This is a genomic window from Chryseobacterium sp. JUb7 (genome assembly GCF_024806495.1).
Taxonomy (GTDB): Bacteria; Bacteroidota; Bacteroidia; order Flavobacteriales; family Weeksellaceae; genus Chryseobacterium.
In genome coordinates this window covers 142,448-161,233 of record NZ_JANUFF010000009.1, presented here as the reverse complement: position 1 = coordinate 161,233, position 18,786 = coordinate 142,448, and the positions used below count along the sequence as shown (strand labels likewise).

The 18,786-nt window shown below is 35.1% G+C and carries 20 protein-coding genes and 1 riboswitch; of the genes, 6 read left to right on the top strand and 14 right to left on the bottom strand.

The window, feature by feature from the left end; all coding sequences use genetic code 11:
* Positions 1-47: 47 nt before the first annotated feature.
* The 3 genes from M2373_RS16335 to M2373_RS16325 form a co-directional block, all read right to left on the bottom strand.
* Positions 48-1,106 carry a glucosaminidase domain-containing protein gene (locus M2373_RS16335; protein ID WP_259112118.1) on the bottom strand — a complete coding sequence of 353 codons (1,059 nt, stop codon included), beginning with the start codon at positions 1,104-1,106 and terminating at the stop codon, positions 48-50.
* Positions 1,107-1,122: 16 nt separating this feature from the next.
* A complete protein-coding gene (locus M2373_RS16330) occupies positions 1,123-2,031 on the bottom strand; it encodes a 1-aminocyclopropane-1-carboxylate deaminase/D-cysteine desulfhydrase (RefSeq protein ID WP_259112149.1) in 909 nt (302 codons plus the stop codon).
* 380 nt (positions 2,032-2,411) lie between these two features.
* Positions 2,412-2,738 (bottom strand): hypothetical protein, encoded by a 327-nt coding sequence (locus M2373_RS16325; protein ID WP_259112117.1) that lies wholly within the window; start codon positions 2,736-2,738, stop codon positions 2,412-2,414.
* 40 nt (positions 2,739-2,778) lie between these two features.
* Here M2373_RS16325 and M2373_RS16320 point away from each other — a divergent pair, with 40 nt between their 5' ends.
* Positions 2,779-2,961, top strand: a complete 183-nt coding sequence (locus tag M2373_RS16320; protein WP_029294953.1) for a DUF5522 domain-containing protein — start codon at positions 2,779-2,781, stop codon at positions 2,959-2,961.
* A gap of 1 nt (position 2,962) precedes the next feature.
* A complete protein-coding gene (locus M2373_RS16315) occupies positions 2,963-3,490 on the top strand; it encodes a DUF4136 domain-containing protein (RefSeq protein WP_259112116.1) in 528 nt (175 codons plus the stop codon).
* 118 nt (positions 3,491-3,608) lie between these two features.
* Here the strand turns inward: M2373_RS16315 and M2373_RS16310 are convergent, their stop codons facing one another.
* Complete coding sequence (locus M2373_RS16310; RefSeq protein WP_259112115.1) at positions 3,609-4,418, bottom strand: T9SS type A sorting domain-containing protein; 810 nt, start codon at positions 4,416-4,418, stop codon at positions 3,609-3,611.
* A 365-nt stretch (positions 4,419-4,783) separates the two neighbouring features.
* Between M2373_RS16310 and M2373_RS16305 the strand changes: the two genes are divergently transcribed.
* Positions 4,784-6,310, top strand: a complete 1,527-nt coding sequence (locus M2373_RS16305; protein WP_259112114.1) for an endonuclease — start codon at positions 4,784-4,786, stop codon at positions 6,308-6,310.
* A gap of 134 nt (positions 6,311-6,444) precedes the next feature.
* Here M2373_RS16305 and M2373_RS16300 read toward each other — a convergent pair whose 3' ends face one another.
* From M2373_RS16300 to M2373_RS16290, 3 genes are all read right to left on the bottom strand, one after another.
* On the bottom strand, positions 6,445-7,470 hold the full coding sequence (locus tag M2373_RS16300) for an NAD(P)-dependent alcohol dehydrogenase (RefSeq protein WP_259112113.1): 1,026 nt from the start codon (positions 7,468-7,470) through the stop codon (positions 6,445-6,447).
* Positions 7,471-7,873: 403 nt separating this feature from the next.
* Positions 7,874-8,158: a DUF2752 domain-containing protein gene (locus M2373_RS16295; protein WP_259112112.1), complete on the bottom strand. Its 285-nt coding sequence runs from the start codon at positions 8,156-8,158 to the stop codon at positions 7,874-7,876.
* A gap of 4 nt (positions 8,159-8,162) precedes the next feature.
* Positions 8,163-9,215, bottom strand: a complete 1,053-nt coding sequence (locus tag M2373_RS16290; RefSeq protein ID WP_259112111.1) for an NADH:flavin oxidoreductase/NADH oxidase — start codon at positions 9,213-9,215, stop codon at positions 8,163-8,165.
* A 102-nt stretch (positions 9,216-9,317) separates the two neighbouring features.
* On the opposite strand from M2373_RS16290, the gene M2373_RS16285 reads away from it, so the two are divergent.
* The 3 genes from M2373_RS16285 (at position 9,318) to M2373_RS16275 (ending at position 12,997) form a co-directional block, all read left to right on the top strand.
* The gene (locus tag M2373_RS16285; protein WP_259112110.1) at positions 9,318-9,800 is read left to right on the top strand and encodes a cytidine deaminase; all 483 of its coding nucleotides are present in this window, start codon (positions 9,318-9,320) and stop codon (positions 9,798-9,800) included.
* Positions 9,801-9,895: 95 nt separating this feature from the next.
* Positions 9,896-10,073, top strand: a riboswitch (cobalamin riboswitch).
* Between the two features lie 33 nt (positions 10,074-10,106).
* The gene (locus M2373_RS16280; protein ID WP_259112109.1) at positions 10,107-11,948 is read left to right on the top strand and encodes a TonB-dependent siderophore receptor; all 1,842 of its coding nucleotides are present in this window, start codon (positions 10,107-10,109) and stop codon (positions 11,946-11,948) included.
* An 11-nt stretch (positions 11,949-11,959) separates the two neighbouring features.
* Positions 11,960-12,997, top strand: a complete 1,038-nt coding sequence (locus M2373_RS16275) for a YncE family protein (protein WP_259112108.1) — start codon at positions 11,960-11,962, stop codon at positions 12,995-12,997.
* Between the two features lie 384 nt (positions 12,998-13,381).
* On the opposite strand, the gene M2373_RS16270 is transcribed toward M2373_RS16275, so the two are convergent.
* From M2373_RS16270 to M2373_RS16240, 7 genes are all read right to left on the bottom strand, one after another.
* Complete coding sequence (locus tag M2373_RS16270; protein WP_259112107.1) at positions 13,382-14,803, bottom strand: CCA tRNA nucleotidyltransferase; 1,422 nt, start codon at positions 14,801-14,803, stop codon at positions 13,382-13,384.
* 171 nt (positions 14,804-14,974) lie between these two features.
* The gene (locus M2373_RS16265; RefSeq protein WP_259112106.1) at positions 14,975-15,523 is read right to left on the bottom strand and encodes an L-threonylcarbamoyladenylate synthase; all 549 of its coding nucleotides are present in this window, start codon (positions 15,521-15,523) and stop codon (positions 14,975-14,977) included.
* Between the two features lie 40 nt (positions 15,524-15,563).
* Positions 15,564-15,872 carry a GIY-YIG nuclease family protein gene (locus tag M2373_RS16260; protein ID WP_259112105.1) on the bottom strand — a complete coding sequence of 103 codons (309 nt, stop codon included), beginning with the start codon at positions 15,870-15,872 and terminating at the stop codon, positions 15,564-15,566.
* Between the two features lie 80 nt (positions 15,873-15,952).
* Positions 15,953-16,456, bottom strand: coding sequence for a DinB family protein (locus M2373_RS16255; protein ID WP_259112104.1), 504 nt, complete (start codon positions 16,454-16,456; stop codon positions 15,953-15,955).
* An 88-nt stretch (positions 16,457-16,544) separates the two neighbouring features.
* On the bottom strand, positions 16,545-16,991 hold the full coding sequence (locus tag M2373_RS16250) for a GNAT family N-acetyltransferase (RefSeq protein WP_259112103.1): 447 nt from the start codon (positions 16,989-16,991) through the stop codon (positions 16,545-16,547).
* A 6-nt stretch (positions 16,992-16,997) separates the two neighbouring features.
* Complete coding sequence (locus M2373_RS16245) at positions 16,998-17,477, bottom strand: nuclear transport factor 2 family protein (RefSeq protein WP_259112102.1); 480 nt, start codon at positions 17,475-17,477, stop codon at positions 16,998-17,000.
* Between the two features lie 144 nt (positions 17,478-17,621).
* A complete protein-coding gene (locus tag M2373_RS16240; protein WP_259112101.1) occupies positions 17,622-18,761 on the bottom strand; it encodes a cystathionine gamma-synthase in 1,140 nt (379 codons plus the stop codon).
* Positions 18,762-18,786: the final 25 nt, after the last annotated feature.

Genomic DNA, 18,786 nt, shown 5'->3' with positions numbered 1-18,786 from the left:
GTTTAACAATCATCCAACAACGATCAACCATTAACCATCAACAAAAATTAGTTTCTGGGTTTTTTATCTATTAAATAAATCAACTGTCCTGCGGAGGGTTTTTGCCCTTCATCCATCCTGTTTTTTGCATATAATTTATGTAATTTGATTCCGAATTTCTGAGCAATATCGTGCATATCTTCTCCATATTCGGCTTTGTATGTAGCTGTATTGCCTTCGGAATTTTTTGACTCAAGAAATACAATATCATTTTTCTTTAAAGCATCGCCTTCCAGTTCATTCCATTTTGTCAGTTTACTTTCGCTTACTTTAAATTTCTTGGCAATGAATTGTACATTCGTATCTTCAGGGATAACGATATATTTCAAGCCGTCATTCGGGTGACTTTTAATGAGGATGGAATTAAGAATTTCAGCTTTTGTTTTGATTCTTTCCACTCTTTTTTGTTGCTGTGCAAAAGAAGTCTGCTTGTAAGGGACTTCTACGGTAACAGGCTCTTTAGCCTTCTTTACATATTTTTGAGGTTCCAGCTGTGCCATAAATGTTCTGTCATCTTTCAGATCAGGATACATTTTCAATACGGCATATAAGACTTCTTTAGAATTGGTGTCGTCAAATTCGTATAGTTTATACTTCTCTATTTTACTGATTAATATGGAAGCATATCGCGGATTGGTTGCATAACCTGCCTTTTTAAGACCATGAGCCCATCCTTTATAATCTTTCATATCCAGTCTGAAGAGATTGGTATAATATTTTCTGGTTGCCAGAAAAACGGAATGATCTTCATAAGACTGTTTGGGATCTTCATACACACGAAAGCACTCGTTGGGAGCATCATCAGTATGTTTCATGGTTTTACCGGTCCAGTCTTCTTTGCACTTAATTCCGAAATGATTTTTGCCTTCCTGAGCCAATCGGCTTTGTCCGCCTCCGGTTTCCAAAAGTCCCTGAGCCAGGGTAATAGAGGCCGGAATCTTATATTTTTCCATCTCCTCTACCGCATACTTCGCAAATTTTTGGATGTATTGGTCTTCAGTTGCCCAAGATTGAGCCGAGAATTTTGATAAAACTAAAAGGCTTACGAGTAAGAAAAGTCTTTTCATGTTTTTCAATGTTTACTTATATAATTAAATTTCTATTCTGTTTTTCCAAAAGCAAATTGGCTCCTTCAATCCCTTGTAATCCACCGGTGTGAAAGCACAAAATTTTGCTGTGTTCAGGAAAATAATCTTCATCGATCAGTTCAAAAACCCTCTGCATCATTTTTCCTGTATAAATCGGTTCTAAAGGGATCTCATATTTCTCTTTAAAATCATTGATAAAACGGATATTTTCATCTTTTATTTTACCATAACCTCCAAAACCAGAATCTATTAGATTAAAGTTTTTATTTAAAGTTAATTCAAAGATTTTATCTTCAAGTGAATCATCGTCAACGACCTTAAATCCTATAACTCTCTGATCCTCTTCACAAAATTTTGAAATCCCGGCAATGGTTCCTCCGGTTCCGACTGCGGTGCAAAGATAATCAAAATCTTTTGTTTCGTCATTCAGCATCATTTTCACGCCTGCCACAGCGTCTTCATTGGTTCCGCCTTCCGGAATGATTAAAGCTTCAGGAAATTCCTGCTGTAAAAATTCGGTTAATTTTTCTTTATAACGGTACTCTTCACGCGTTACAAACTGCAAATTCATCCCGCTTCTTTTTGCAAAAAGTAACGTTGGATTATCACGCCATTTATCTTTCAGTTCTTCACCTCTTATAATTCCCATTGTCGGAATTCCTGCTAAATGTCCAACGGCAGCAATGGCAGAAATATGATTTGAAAAAGCACCTCCAAAAGTAATGATATAAGGTTTTTCAACTTTCTTTTCTACATAATTATTAACATTAAAAAACAGCTTCCAATATTTATTTCCTGAAATCTGAGGGTGAATGAGGTCTTCTCTTTTGATGAAAAGCTTTATTTTTTTATTAGTGGGTATTTCCTGAATAGGAATTTTTCCTGTAGGGAGTTGTAACAGCATGCTCAGGCTTAAATCATATTTCACAAAATTAATGTTTTTTATATTCGAATAGTATTTTAGTTAATTGACGTTTGTCATTATAAAAATATCAGATTAAAACCATGAATTTATTAGAATAAAAGCACGCAATAGATGGATTCGTATGAATAATTTATTCCCCCACAGATTGCACTGATTTACACAGATATTTGGAGACATTTGTGATAGGACCTGTGTTGTTTTTCTTTTTTTGACCACCCTGTCAAAAATTCTTTGAGTTTTCGCCACCCTCCGACGAAAGGGAATTTTGAGTCTTTTAGCTGCAAGCTAATTTCTAATTTCTAATTTCTAATTTCTAATTTCTAATTTCTAATTTCTAATTTCTAATTTCTAATTTCTAATTACAAATACTTTTTAAAATTCCAGAATGTTCTTTTTTTGAGATAATTTAGATCGGATTCATTAGCATAAGCTTCCCTTTCGAAGGAAATTCTTCTGTAGGCTGAATGTGAATCCTTTAATTTGAAAACCCAGTAATAATATTCGATGATGTAGAAAATATAAAAGAAAATAACGAGCATTTCAACCTGCTGTCTCAAGTGTATTTTTTCGTGGTTGACAAGTATTTTATTTTCCTTATCTTCGGGTTTCCTAATGAAGATAAAGGGAAAAAGAGCAATGCCATTAATTTTTAACTTTTTTAATGGCTTTTGGCATACAATTATCATAATAACAAATATAAAGTTTTTTGACTTAGAGATTTAACCTATGGCACTTTTTGACATCAAAGAAGGTGAAGACTTTTACTACAATGAGCAGGGATACAAGGTTTTTACAGAAAAATTCCATCTGAAAAGAGGACATTGCTGTAAGAGTGGCTGTAGACATTGTCCTTACGGATACGATAAAAAGACCGATACATTCATTAAAAACGATAAAAAAAATAAATAAAATGAAAAAATATATTTTTATTTTGTTAGCTGCGGCTACTTTGGGTTTAACATCGTGTAGTCCTTTTCAGGTACGTTCAGATTATGCTGAAACGGCTAATTTTCCTTCTTATAAAACCTATAAAATAAGAATTGACGACCTGAAACTGAATGATATTGATAAAGACAGGGTTTTGAATGAGTTGTCGAGACAACTTCAAAGCAAAGGTTTACAATCCGGAGAAAATCCTGATTTAATTGTCAACGTAAAAGCCAATCATAAAAAAGTAACCGATATCAACAGCAGTTCACCTTACGGAATGTACGGATGGGGCGGTCCTTTCGGTTGGGGAGTAGGAATGAGCAGAACATGGTCCAGCAATTATAATGAAGGTGCTATTATTGTGGATCTGGTAGATGCCAAAAGTCAGAAATTGGTGTGGCAGGGTATCGGAAGCGGAATTTCTGTAGATTCGCCAAAGGCTAAGCAAAGACAGATTCCCGAAATCATGGCTGAGATTATGAAAAACTATCCTCCGCAAAGAAAATAAGATTAAATCAATCAAATATATAAAAAAGTCAATGCAAGTTTTTGTGTTGACTTTTTGCTTTACCATAGAAAAGACTGTTATCATTGACAACAGCCTTTTCGGGTAAATTTAAAAAAAATTAGTTTTTGCTTGCTTGTAAAGACTTTGTTGATCCGTCTTTATAATATAGTGTTAAAAAATAGAGTCCTTCTTTCAGATCGCTCAATGGCAATTGGTTTTCCGGCTTTCCGATAGTTCTGATTACTCTTCCGACCGCATCATGAACCGTAATTGTTTTAATGTTTTTGATATCGGAAATATTCAATACGTCCTGGAAAGGATTAGGATATACTCTGATTTCCGGCGCTGTAATATCCTTCGTTCCTAAATTCGGAATCGGCTCCCAAACTGTATCATCCCAATAATGCCCTGCGAATGAAGTTCCGGGATTACGAATCGCTAACCTTGCTCCGTCAGGAACCGTTGTCGGTACTGCAAAAGTTCTTTCAGAAGAAGCATCATAAGAGCTGTTCAAAATTGTAATCGGTTGCAATACTACAAAAGTTGATGCATCGGTAGGATCTGTAATATAACCGAACTCCAGAAAACCACCTCCGGAATTGGCTTTTGCTTTGAATCTGAACTGATGTGTTCCTGCGCTGATGTTAGAAATTTTTGGCATAATAACAATCGAAACCTTTCCGCTCCCGTAGCCGAACTGATAAATCTGACTGCTTCCCGAAGCCGGCTGTGTGCTTGAAATAATCTGACTTGCCCCATTCAATGCAAGTCTGTCCCAACAACCCGGAACTATACTTTCCGGAGCGTTGTAAGTATCAAAATTTTCTGAAAAGCTGTCAACGATATTACATTGTGCTTTTAATCCAGAAGCTGTACAAAAAAAGCCTATTAAAGGAAGGCAAACCGCAAAAGATAAATTTTTAATCATTCTAAATAAAAATAATAATTGCGAAAATAATTATTTTTATCATTACATTTAATTTATATTTTCATGATTTATATCAATTAGATAAAAATTAATATTCACTTTATAATTCATTAACGTAACGATATTTTATTATCAATTGGATTTTAATAATTGAAAAACCACTCAACGCATTAACAAACTTTGCAAATCAGAAATACCAGAAATATTTAAGAAATTAATATCTAGAAGCATCATGAAAAATCTGTAGAAACATCTTTAAAATAGCATTATTAATGAATAGTATAATTCATCGCATAATGAAATTTAACAATTCCGTAATTTTTTATTCATTAATTTGTACTATCCTTACCAAAATTTATATTGACATGAAAAAAACATTATTCATTCTTGCTTTTGCAGGTCTGGCCAAAGCACAGGCACCAGCCGGATATTACAATTCTGCCAATGGATTGACAGGAGCATCTCTTAAAACGGCTTTAAGTTCGATTATCACAAGCGGTCATCAGGATAAAGGCTATGGCGGACTCTGGACCGGCTATAAAACAACAGATATCGATAAAAATTATGAAAATGACGGCTCTATTCTGGATATTTATTCTGAAAAACCAGTTGGAACTGATCCTTACAAATATACACCCGAAACCAATCAATGTGGAACCTACTCCGTAGAAGGCAATTGCTACAACCGTGAACATATTGTTCCACAAAGTCTCTTCAATGAATCTTCACCAATGGTTTCAGATATTCATTTTATAAGAGCTACGGATGGAAAAGTAAACGGTATGAGATCCAATTATCCATTCGGAAAAGTAGGAACAGCCACTTTTACTTCTAAAAACGGCTCTAAACTTGGAAATTCTGTTTCTTCAGGATATGCGGGAACTGTTTTCGAACCTATTGATGAATTTAAAGGAGATGTAGCAAGGATGATTTTTTATTTTGTGACCCGCTATCAAAGTAAACTATCTTCCTTTTCTACAGGAAATATGCTGGGAAGCTCCACTTTTCCGGGATTACAGACCTGGGAACTGAATGTTCTTCTGGCCTGGCATGCTCAGGATCCCGTTTCTCAAGCTGAAATCAACAGAAATAATGCATCCTATACCTATCAGGGAAACAGAAACCCATTTATTGACAATCCGAATTATGTAAACCAAATCTGGGGAGGAAGCTCAGGAGGAGGAACAACTCCAAATCCAGGAACAAACTGTGTCAATGAAACATTTGAAACAATTCCGACAGCTAATACCGCTTCGTATTCAACAAGAACATGGTCCAACGGAGGAATTAACTGGACCGCTACAGATGCAAGGACTGACCAAACCATTTCCACAAAAGCGATTACCATAAGAAGCGGTTCACTCACTTCAAGCAGCTCTGCCAACGGAATTGGTTCATTAACTGTTACCACTCAATTGAAATTTTCAGGAAGCAACGGAACATTTAATGTAAAAGTAAACGGAACGACAGTAGGAACAATTCCTTACAATACAAATGCTACGACAACTACCATCAGCAATATTAATCTTTCAGGAAATGTTGTGGTGACTTTAGAAAATACCTCATCAAGTAACAGAGTGGCTCTTGATAACTTAAGCTGGACTTGCTATTCCGGAACTTCAAAGCAAAGTCAGACGTTTTCTTCGGAATTAGGTTCAGATCAAAAAGAGTTACAGGTTTATCCCAATCCTATTTCAAATAATGAAATTTTTGTAAAGGGAAACACTCAGAATATCATGAAAGCGGAAATCTATAACCTTCAGGGTAAAGTGATGCAGACCATCGATCAGCCATTTAAAAACAGTAGAAATTCAATTACAATTAAAAACCTGGAACAGGGAATTTATCTGTTGAAACTGGATGGTTCTACGCTGAAGTTTATTGTGAAATAGTGAATGAGTGGGAAGGTGGATGCTGGAGGTTTAATTCTTGGCAGATATCTGAAGTTTATTATTTTTGAAACTTAAATAACAATCCTTCTCTCGAACGAGAGAAGGATTGTTATTATTTAGCAGGTTTAATAAATTTAAGGAATTAAAACTGCTCTTCCTTTAATTTTACCTTGTCTCATTCTTTCATACACCTCATTGGCATCATCCAAACGGTGTCTTTCAATTTCAATATGGATTTTCTTTTGTCTGGCTAATCCTACCACTTCCATCAGCTCGGTTCTGGAACCCCAATAAGGATTGGTCATGCTTACACCAAACGGAAGGCCATTCATGGTATACTGATAGTGACCGCCACCTAATCCTACAATCGTTAAATCTCCATCAAGACTTACCGTTTTTGTCCCTAAATCGATCGTTGAAGTTGCTCCCACAAAGTCGAGTACTACTTTTGCTTTTTTAATTCCTGTAATTTTCTGAATCTGTTCTGCTGCATCAGCATCTTTGGAGTTTACAGTATATGCCGCTCCCAGTTCTTTTGCAAATGCCAACTTGTCCTCCGTAACATCACAGGCAATAATCGTAGCACCGCTGATTTCTCTTAAAATCTGTAACGCAACATGCCCTAAACCTCCTACACCGATTACCACAACAAATTCATCAGCCATTAATTTGTGCAGCGAACGTTTTATGGCTGAATAAGGAGTTAATGCCGCGTCTGTTAAAGGTGCTGCAACGACAGGGTCCAGATCAAAAATAGGAACCAAAAGTCTGGAAGAAGGAACCAGCATGTAGTCTGCCATTCCTCCGTTTAATCCTAATCCACCACCGTACGCCATTTCAGACTGATGATCGCAATAATTTTCTTTTGACTGCTGACACGGCTTACAGTGTCCACATCCCCAAGGTCCGTACACCAAAACAGCATCTCCTTTTTTGTATCCTTTTACACTTTCTCCTACTTCTTCGATCCAGCCTGCATTTTCATGCCCCAATGTAAAAACGGTACCACCTACCGTACCTTCATCAATTATATGCAGGTCTGAATGGCAAACTCCCGCTCCACCAATCTTCAATAAAACTTCTTCTCCTTTCGGCGTTGGTTTTTCCATATCATTCACAACACGGACATCTTTGTGTCCGAAAAAACGTACTGCTTTCATAAAATTAATTTTTGAAAATTTACATTACAATTTACCAAATATTGGCCATTTTATCACCGTTTATTGTGTTAAACCTATCCTAAATTATTGAAGTTATTTACACTTTATGAGTTATTTTAATTGACTGTATTAATGAATAGTCTGGAAATATTTGAATTGAATTATTCATTAATCACATTTGTTTGGATGTTATTCCGGGACTTGAAAAAGGTAATCGTCATCCTAGCCCTGGTCGCAGCATTTGTCTGAGCTCATTTTCGTGGTTTTGGCGGGCCAAAACCACGAAAATAGCAAGTGCGTAGAGCAGGAAAAAGCTTCAGATAAAAATTCAAAACAGATTTATCAATAAAAAAAGACCACCTCATCGTGATCTTTAGTTTAGTATTGTGAAATTATTTTAAACTTAATGAATGAAATGTTTATAAATATACGAGACAATCATAATAACAACATTAATAATGGCCAGAGTAATCAGAACATTTTCATATTTTCTTTTTTTATCAATAAAACTTATTCCCAATATAAAAAAGAAAAGCAAAAGAGTATACACTGCAGGATACAGGTGAAAAGCTTCTGTAAACCTTCCCTGAAAAACCATTACAACAGCTCTTTGAGATCCACATCCCAAACATTCTACTCCAAAAGTTTTTTTAATGGGACAGGGCAGCATAAAGTCTTCAATCTTCATCAATTTATGAAGAAATTTTTGCTCTTAAATACTGGTGAGGAAAAAAGCAGTCTTCCTTCATTTCAAATGATCCCTGAACAGCAATATAGGGATTTCTCAAAATCTCTCTTGCTATAAATATCAAATCAGCCTCTCCTTTTTGTAGAATTTCCTCAGCCTGTTCCGTACTTTTTATAAGACCTACAGCTCCTGTTTTTACTTCTGCCTGATTTCTGACCTGTGAAGAAAGTGGCACCTGATATCCATCAAAAACCGGAATTTTCACCCCGTGAATATTTCCTCCGCTTGAAACGTCTACCAAATCTACTTTATGATTCTTTAATATCTTCGCCAACTCTATACTACTTTCAATATCCCAGCCATTTTCTGCATATTCTGTTCCTGAAATCCTTACAAACAAAGCTACGTCTTCGTTCAGCTCTTCATTCACAACATCTACTACTTCTAATAAAAATCTGATTCTGTTTTCAAAACTTCCGCCATACTCATCTGTTCTGATATTCGAAAGCGGAGATAAAAACTGATGAAGCAGGTATCCATGAGCTCCATGAATTTCGATGACATCAAAACCCGCTTTTACAGCTCGTCTTGCGGCAGTTTTAAAATTCTGTACCTGTTCTTTGATCTCTTCAACCGTTAAAACGTGAGGAATTCTTTCTGTAGGGTGATAAGGAATAGGACTTGGTGCCAGAGTTTCCCAACCTTCTTCAATCGGAATCTGAATATTATTCCATGTTGAACCTTTTCTTCCGGCATGAGCCAGCTGAATTCCGATTTTACTATCAGAGTTCTGATGTACGAATTCAACTATTTTCTGTAATTTCTCAGCCTGCTCATCCGTCCAGATTCCCATACAGTGATTGGTAATTCTGCCACGAGGTTCAACGCCCGTAGCTTCTACAACAACTAAACCAGTTCCACCCTGTGACCTGCTTCCGTAATGTACAAAATGGAAGTCATTGGCAAGACCGTTTTCACATGAATACATACACATTGGTGACATTACCCAACGATTTTTCAACTCAATATTTCTAAATTGTATTGGAGTATATAACATCTTTTGATTGAATATTTATTGTTAAAATTTAACGGCATAAAATAATATTGCCCACCTTATTAAAAATAGGTAATTTTACGCCCCTTTTTTAATCCACAATATATGAAAAAAGAAACTCAAATCAGTTACGAACACTTTAAGAATAGCAACGAACTGAGCGATGTTGAAAAAAAATTATTCGAAAGAGCAAAGCTTGCCCGCGAAAATGCTTATGCCCCTTACTCCAACTTTTTGGTAGGCTGTTCTGTCCTGCTTGAAAATGGAGAAATCTATTCGGGGAACAATCAGGAGAATGCGGCTTATCCTTCGGGATTATGTGCAGAACGAACAACATTATTTTGGGTAGCAGCCAATTTTCCGGATGTCAAAGTAAAGAAGATCTTCATTGTTGGAGGTCCTAAAGAATTTGATAAAAAAAATCCTCCCATTCCACCTTGTGGAGCATGCCGACAAAGTTTAATAGAGTACGAAACCAAACAGAATGAGAATATTGATCTTTACTTCTCAAGCATGAATGATGAAGTGGTAAAAGTACATTCTATTAAAGATTTACTGCCGTTTTATTTTGACGCTACGTTTTTGTAATGTGAAAGCCACATGCCGGAAGCTGTGAACTTTTGGATAAATCATTATTTTAAACCTCACCGACTTCCCCAAACTTTCTTATCATTTAAAAAACTTATCTTTGCAAAAATTTTGGTTTCCAGGATATTGGGAATAATAGGGAATTGGGTGAAACTCCCAAACTGTCCCCGCAACTGTAAATCGCAACAAGAATTTCTACAGAAAACCACTGTGTAAACGGGAAGGTGTAGAAAAGCGAAAGTCAGGAGACCTGCCAAAAAACAGATAATTAATAACTAAATTGCTTTCGGAGGAAAAGTAAAAATAATGGATATAAAAAGGTCTTTACTATTTCTTTTTTCATCGTATGGAAGTTTTCTTTTTGCACAAGAGAAAACTGTGGATACGATTTATGTTTTTGACAACCAGATGAACAAGGTAAAACTTTTTCATAAAGTCAATACCCTTACCCCTAAAGATATAGAAAAAAATTCTACCAATCTTTCTGATCTTTTACGTTACCAATCTTCTATTTATATTAAAGAAAATGGTCGTGGAGCCGTGTCGTCGCCTTCTTTCAGAGGAACAACAGCACAGCAGACTGCATTTGTATGGAATGGTATAAATATAAACTCTACTTTTCTGGGCCAGGCAGACATTAATAATATATCATTATTCGGATACGACCAAATGGAGGTAAAAGCAGGTGGCGGAAGTGTAATCTATGGAAGCGGCGCTATTGGAGGAAGTATTCATCTGAACAATACTCTGGATTTTAATAAAGGATTTCATGGAAGTCTTTTTTCAGAAGCAGCTTCATTTGATACCTATAACAATTTTTTAAAGGCTTCTTTCAGCAACGATAAATTCAGTTTTAAGGTTTCCGGAAACTATTCAATCAGTCAGAATGAATATAAAGTTCCGGAATCTAAAGTAACCGAAGAAGGCTATATCAACCGAAACGGGAGATATTACAATACAGGATTTAATATCGGGGCATCATATAAAATTGCAAAGCAGCAGACCTTATCCTGGCAAAGTCAGATTTTTGATGCTTCACAGCACTACCCTATTTTTCTGAATAATGACTCTAAAACAAAATATAAAGCTCAGACGTTAAGAAGTTTATTGTCCTGGGATATTAACAAATCTAATTTTTCAAATAGTTTAAAAGCAGCCTATACAGAAGATAACTTTCAGTATTTCGGAGATATTGATAAGCCTAAAAGCAATGGTGCAGAAGGAAAAAATTATATTTTCAAAAATGACTTTAATTATTTTATTACCTCTAAAATTAATGTAAATGTCATTGGAGAGTTTCAGGTAAATAAAGCTGAAGGCTACGAGTCGGGCATTAAACATGTCAGCAGAAATGTAGGCTCTCTAGCCGGTTTACTCAGGTATTTCCCAACCGAAAATCTTCGTTTTGAAGCAGGAATTAAGAAAGATTTTGTCGAAGATATCAGTTCTCCCATCCAGTATTCCTTCTCCGGAAAATGGAGCATTTCACAATGGTATAGTGTAGGTATCAACATGTCCCGAAACTTCAGATATCCTTCATTCAATGATCTTTACTGGCAGCCCGGCGGAAATTTAGACCTTCGTCCGGAAACTTCAGTTCAGGCAGATATGGACCACGAATTTAAGTTTGGAGATTTTAAACTGACAGTAAGTCCTTATTATATGGATATTAAAGATCTTATCAGCTGGCTTCCCACTCAATATGGGTATTGGTCGGCTTTTAATGTTAAGAGAGCAGAGTCTTACGGGGTCGAGTCTCAATTCAATTATCACAAAAACTTCGGTAAGCATGCACTGGTATTGAATGCTGCGTATACTTATTCAAAATCTATTGATAAGGATACTAAAATGCAGAGAATGTATGTTCCGATTCATAAGGCAGTCGGAAATATTGATTATCACTATGATTTCTTAAAGATATATGCTCAGGGTGTTTTTAACGGACTAACTTACACCACAAGTGATGAAAAAAGAAGTGAGGCTCTGGATCCTTATTTCATTTTAAATGCAGGAGTTTCTGCAACTATTTCAAAAAAGTATACCCTGGGGGTTAAAGTGAATAATATAACCGATACGATCTACGAAACAGTGGCATTTTATTCTATGCCTAAAAGAAATTACAGTATTTTTGCAACAATAAATTTTTAAATTTAAATGATATGAAATTAACTAGACTTTTAACTCTTGTAGCAGCATTCGCATTGCTTTTCAACATCTCTTGTAACAGCGAAAGTGAGTTTACACAAGAATTATTTTATGGTAATGGATATTTGATTTCCAATGAAGGTGCTTTTCCCACTCCAAATGCAGACGTAACTTTCATTGCAGGAGATTTCAGTGCTAAGCAGGATAACATTTATTCTCTTAATAATAACACCAACCTTGGAAGTGTTTTACAGAGTTTAACTTTCAATGGAGGAGCTGCTTATCTTGTTATGAACGGTTCAAATAAAATTCAGGTTGTAGACCGTTACACTTTTAAAAAATATGGTGAGATTACGGAACAAATTGACAACCCTCGCTATGCTGCTTTTGCTAATAATTATCTATATGTAACTAATGACAAATTCGGAGGAGAGAAATATGTGAGTATTTATAATGCTGCCAATAACTCTTTTGTAAAGAAAATCTCTTTTATTGGTAACGCTGAAAGAATTGTACAAGCAGGAGGAAATATTTTTGTACAGAATGCAGCATTCGGTTATGGAAATACGATCAGTCAGATTAACACGACTACCAACGAATTACAGTCTACAATTACTGTTCCTAATGGAGATATTACGAAAACAATTGCTGTCAATAATAGCGTTTATGTAATTGCACAGGGAACAGCAGATTCTTATATCTATCAAATTTCAAGCTCAGGAAATATCGTCAATACAAAGACTTTAACAGGAATTGCCAATGCAACAAACCTTGAAATCTATGGCGATAAATATTATTTTACTGCAGGGAAAAATGTATATACAATGAGCATGAACGCTACAACAGCTCCTACGACTCCATTGTTTACAGTACCTGACAGTGTAGATGCTTATTCTGCCTTATATGGCTTCAACGTGATCAACGGAAGAATTTTCACTTCTGATGCTAACGGATTTACTCAGGACAGTAAAATCAGCATCTATTCTTTAACCGGATCTCTTCTTACCACATTTACAGCTGGAAAAGGGGCTAACGGATTCTATATCAACTAAAAATACAATACTTCGGTATTAAAATATTTTTTATTTTTTTTCATCATTTGTGTTTTTTATCGGGCGGTTTCTTCGAAACCGCCCGATTTTATTTTCTTTATCAAAATTTTTAAAAATATAAATTCTGAAACCCCAATGATCCACCAAATCGGAAATCTGAAATAAGTATATAAAAGAGTAAAATTATCAACAAATGGCTGGCCTTTTATCACCTTTTGAACTTCAAAATACACAGCAAAAAACGGGATAACCAGTCCAAAAAGTAAAAACGCAATCAGATACAATATCCAATTACGTTTCTTAATTATTTTATATTTCCAAATTCCAATATTAAAAATGAAAACAATCGTCAAAATGATATAGTCAAATAATCCAAAAATCATTTTAGGCAAGTGTTAATCCCAGTTTCTCAGCTTCAGCAATGACAAAATTACGCGCCTCCTCACTATCATTTCCAATCTCACCCTCAAGAATAGCTTCTTTCACTTTTTCTTTTAAAATACCAATTTCACGCCCCGGTTTCAAATTAAACATTTCCATAATTTCTTCTCCGGAAATTGGCGGCTGAAAATTTCTTACCTGATCCTTTTCTTCGACCTCTTTTATTTTTACCGCAACATATTCAAAATTCTTCTTAAACTTTTCCTGTTTCTTAGAATTTTTAGTCGTAATATCAGCTTTACAAAGCGTAAATAAATCTTCAAGATTTTCTCCGGCATCAAACAATAATCTTCTCAAAGCCGCATCAGAGGCATCATCTGTAATTAAAGCAATAGGCCGGGATGAAAGTTTCACCATTTTCTGGACATATTTCATATCCGGGCCCAAAGGTAATTTCAATCTCTGAAACAATATTTTTACCATTTTCGAGCCTAAAAACTCATGCCCATGGAAAGTCCAACCTGTTCCTTCAACAAATTTTTTGGTAGGCGCTTTTCCAATATCGTGAAGCAATGCAGACCAGCGAAGCCAAAGGTTATCTGTATTCTCAGAAATATTATCTACCACTTCCAGTGTATGATAGAAATTATCTTTATGCGTTTGTCCTTCTACTTCTTCTACCCCTTTAAGATCGATCAATTCAGGGATAATCAATTTCATTAAACCTGTCTGTTCCATTAATCTCAAACCGATAGAAGGCTTTGCAGACAGCATGATTTTATTAAATTCCACCACAATCCTTTCCATAGAAACAATTTTGATTCTCTCCGCTTCCTGTTTTATGGCTTCCAGTGAGTTTTCTTCTACAGTAAAATTTAACGTAGATGCGAAACGAACCGCTCTCATCATTCTCAAAGGATCATCAGAATAGGTCTGAGCAGGCTCCAAAGGTGTTCTTAAAATACCTTTTTCCAAATCATCAATTCCATTGAACGGATCAATTAATTCACCGAAATTATCTTTATTTAAAGAGATCGCCATTGCATTAATTGTAAAATCTCTCCTTTTCTGATCATCTTCGATAGTTCCGCCCTCTACCTCAGGTTTTCGGCTGTCTTCAGTATAGCTTTCCTTTCTTGCTCCTACAAATTCAAGCTCAAGATCCTTATATTTAATCATTGCTGTTCCATAAGTCTTGAACACTGAAACTTTCATCTTAGGATCAATTTCTTTTCCTACATTCTGAGCCAGCTCAATTCCACTTTGTTCAGTCACAAAATCAATATCTGTAGAAGCTTTTCTTTTCATTAATAAATCCCGGACAAAGCCTCCAACAATATAAACAGACTGATTATTTTTGTCTGCGACTTCAGAGATAAGTTTGAAAAGTTTTAGATTTTTATTTTGATTTAAATTGATGAACATTTTTTAATAGATGTTAAATATTAGATGTTAGATATTAGACTTACAACTGTTTTAACTGTTAACCAATATCTAATTTAAAACCACTAAGAAATCAGATTTTAGGTATAAAAACTAAATTTCCGACTTCTTAATGGTTAAATGATTTTGCAAAGATAATTAAAATCTTTTCTTTTATTCGCGAAGAACTTTTATTCTGTTATCACTCCATATTTTTATCACTGAAGATCCTGAATATTTTGAAACTTTTTCACGGTCTTCTTCCACCGCATAATCAACAAGCTCAATAATTTCAGATGAAATATCAGAAAATTTTAACGGACTTTTATCCCCACTGAAATTTGCAGAAGTAGAGACTAACGGCTTATTGAGTTTTGTAATTAATTTTTTGCAGAAATCATTTTTCACCAAACGAATACCAATGCTTCCATCTTCAGCCAACAATTCTTTTGGCAACCCTTTAGGATTTTCATAAACGATCGTAACCGGTTTCTCACTTAAATCAATAATTTCCCAAGCCATTTCCGGAACATCCACCAAATCCTGAAGTCTTTTTTCAGACTCCACCAAAATAATCATAGATTTGTTTTTTTCCCGTTTCTTGATGTCAAAAATTTTATTGACGGCTTCTATATTCGTAGCGTCACAACCGATCCCCCAGATTGTGTCTGTAGGATACAAAATTGTTCCGCCGGATTTCAGTATCTTGATGATATTTTCCATTGTTTTCTGTCATTGCGAGGAGCGAAGCGACGAAGCAATCTCAAAAAGGAAGCATAATATCCTTAATGTCTTCTTCTAAATCTCTCCATTCTTGATTAAGTGAATTTATTAAATTTAATTTTTTCTGTCTGGAACCTGCTTTAATTTGTTTTTCTCTAAAAATCGCATCACCTATTTCCTGAAATGCTTCCCAATAAACTAATTTATTGAGGTTATATTTTGAAGTAAAACTCAATTCATAAAATTTGTCTTTATGCTCCTGAATCCTTTTAGGCAAATTTGATGTTACGCCAGTATAAAGAACAGTATTATTCTTATTGGTCATGATGTATACAAAACCGGGCTTCATTTGTGTAAATTTTAAGGATAATAATTCTAAAGATTGCTTCGTCGCTTCGCTCCTCGCAATGACAATAAAATTAAAAAACTTTACAAATTCGGCAAATATCTTTCCTCAATAATATTCAAATGATGGATATTATGCCCAACAATTAATTTACCGATGGTTTCTACAGAAATTTGATTTCCATTAGCTGTTCCGATATTACTTAAAGCAGCCGTATTAAATGTTTCCAGTAAAATTTGTGAAGACTTTCTGATCAATTTATACTCTTCTAACAAAGATTGTAAGCTTCTTGCATTGGCAAAAGAATTTTTAGCATACAATTCTTCATCAAAGCCAGGCAGTTCATTCTGATCGCCTCTTGCAAAAGCTAAAATTCGGTATTGAAAAACTCTTTCAGTATCAGATAAATGTAAAAGCAGTTCTTTCAGAGTCCATTTTCCTTCATCATAGGCAAGATGGGACTGCTCTTCTGAAAGTTTTGAATAAAGATCTGCAGTTTTTTCTCCTGAAATCTTTAATTCTTCCAACCAATCTTCGGAAGGAATATTATCTAAATATCTTTGAACGTATTTTTGAAAATCAGTCATAATCTTTAATTTACCAATATAACAATCTAGTAATTTAACCATTTTAAAGCACTGGTAAACTGATAGATTAATACATTGTTACATTATTTTATTTATTTGTCCATTCGTAGAAATTTACTTCGTCATAAATTTCAAAACCGCAAGCCGGGTATAATTTGTTTCCGATATCGTTGGATTTTCCTGTTTCAAGGAGAACTCCGCAAGCATCTGTAGATTTCGCCAATTCTTTCGCTTCTTCAATCAGTTCCTTTGAAAAACCTTTACCACGGTGGTTTTCACTAACGTAAAGATCATTCAGCAGCCAATAACGTTTCATTCTTGTTGATGAAAACAATGGATACAGTTGAACAAAACCAACCATTTCTCTTCCATTTTCAGCTACAAAAATTTCTGAATCCTTATTTTCAATTCTTTCTGTTAAAAATTTTGTGGCTGCAGGAATGTCTGATTCTTTATGATAAAAAACTCTGTACTGGTCGAATAATTCAGCCAATTGAGGTACATCCTGAATGGTAGCTTGTCTTGTATTTTTCATAATTAACTATAAATGGTGATCATAGCTTAGAACCCGCTTCATTTTCCAGTCTTTACCATCTAAAATCCAAAGAATGGTAAATTTTGCGCGGCTTCCTTTATTCCATTTTCCCTGATAAAGTTCAGCAAAATCATGTTCACCTTCCTGAATAAAAGCGTAGAGAACATTATTATTGTACAAAGGATAGACTTTCATGCTGTTGGGCACCAGTTCGCGTCTGACTTTGTTGGGTCCTCCGCAAATATTGTTTTTGATTGAAGCTTTGAAAGCCTCTTTTCCAGAAGTAATTCCGCCTTTATCATGATAAAATTCCAAATCATTACTGATTATGGAATCATAATGAGAAAGATCACATTTATTAAATCCGATATCGAATATTAAGCTGTCTAATTTTTTCGCAGTTTTATACAATTCATCAGTATTTTTAACCTGAGAATAGACAAATTGACCTAAAATTAATAACAATAAAATCTGAATCTTTCTCATTATGTTTTATTTTGAATAATTCTTTAGGATTATTTTTTTTAACGCAAAGGTCGCAAAGATTTTTTTGACTACTATACGTTTTTAAGTTCGCCAAGGCGTTTCACTTAGCAAAGACCTCAAAGAAAAATTTACTTATATCTTAGATTAAGAAAAAGCTCTTTCCAGATCTGCAATAAGATCTTCAGCATCTTCAATTCCGACACTCAGACGAACTAAGTCATCAGTAATTCCCAACTCTGCACGCTTTTCTGCAGGAATAGAAGCATGAGTCATCAAAGCAGGGTGATTGGCCAGAGACTCTACTCCACCTAAAGATTCTGCCAATGTAAATACTCTTACTTTTTCTAAGAATTTAACAGCATCTTCTTTTTTCCCGGATTTAAAAGTGAAAGAAACCATTCCTCCGAAATCTTTCATCTGAGATTTTGCCAATTCGTATTGCGGGTGAGATTCCAATCCCGGATAAATTACCTCAGCAACAGCAGGATGAGACTCAAGATATTTTGCCACAGCCATTCCGTTTTCAGAATGTCTCTGAACTCTTAATGCTAATGTTTTAATTCCTCTCAGTACCAGATAAGAATCGTGAGGTCCCAAAATCCCACCACTCGCAAACTGAATAAAGTGAAGTTTTTCTCCCAATTCAGCATCTTTTGCGACCAAAGCTCCGGCAATAACATCAGAGTGACCTCCCAAATATTTTGTTGCTGAGTGCATCACGATATCAGCTCCCAAATCGATTGGTCTCTGAAGATAAGGTGTTGCAAAAGTATTATCAACTGCAACCAAGATATCTTTTCCTTTTGCAATTTCTACAACAGCCTTGATATCAACCAATTTCATCAGAGGATTGGTTGGCGTTTCAATCCAGATTAGTTTTGTTTTATCAGTAATAACATCAGCGATTTTTGATGCATCATCAAAATTCACGAATGTAAATTTCAACTGATATTTTTCAAAAAGTCTGGTGAACATTCTGTAAGTTCCTCCGTATAAATCATCAACTGCAATTACCTCATCACCAGGATTTAATAACTTTAAAACACAGTCTATGGCCGCAAGACCGGAACCGAAAGCCAATCCTCTAGCTCCGTTTTCAATGCTTGCCAAAGAGTCTTCCAAAGCCTGTCTTGTAGGGTTGGCCGCTCTTGAATATTCGTAACCGGAATGTACTCCCGGGCTTTTTTGTGCGAATGTAGATGTTAAGAATACAGGAACATTCACAGAACCTGTTGCAGATTCATGATGTTGTCCTCCGTGGATAACTTTTGTATTAAAATTCATAATATTTTGCTTTTAGCTTATTGCT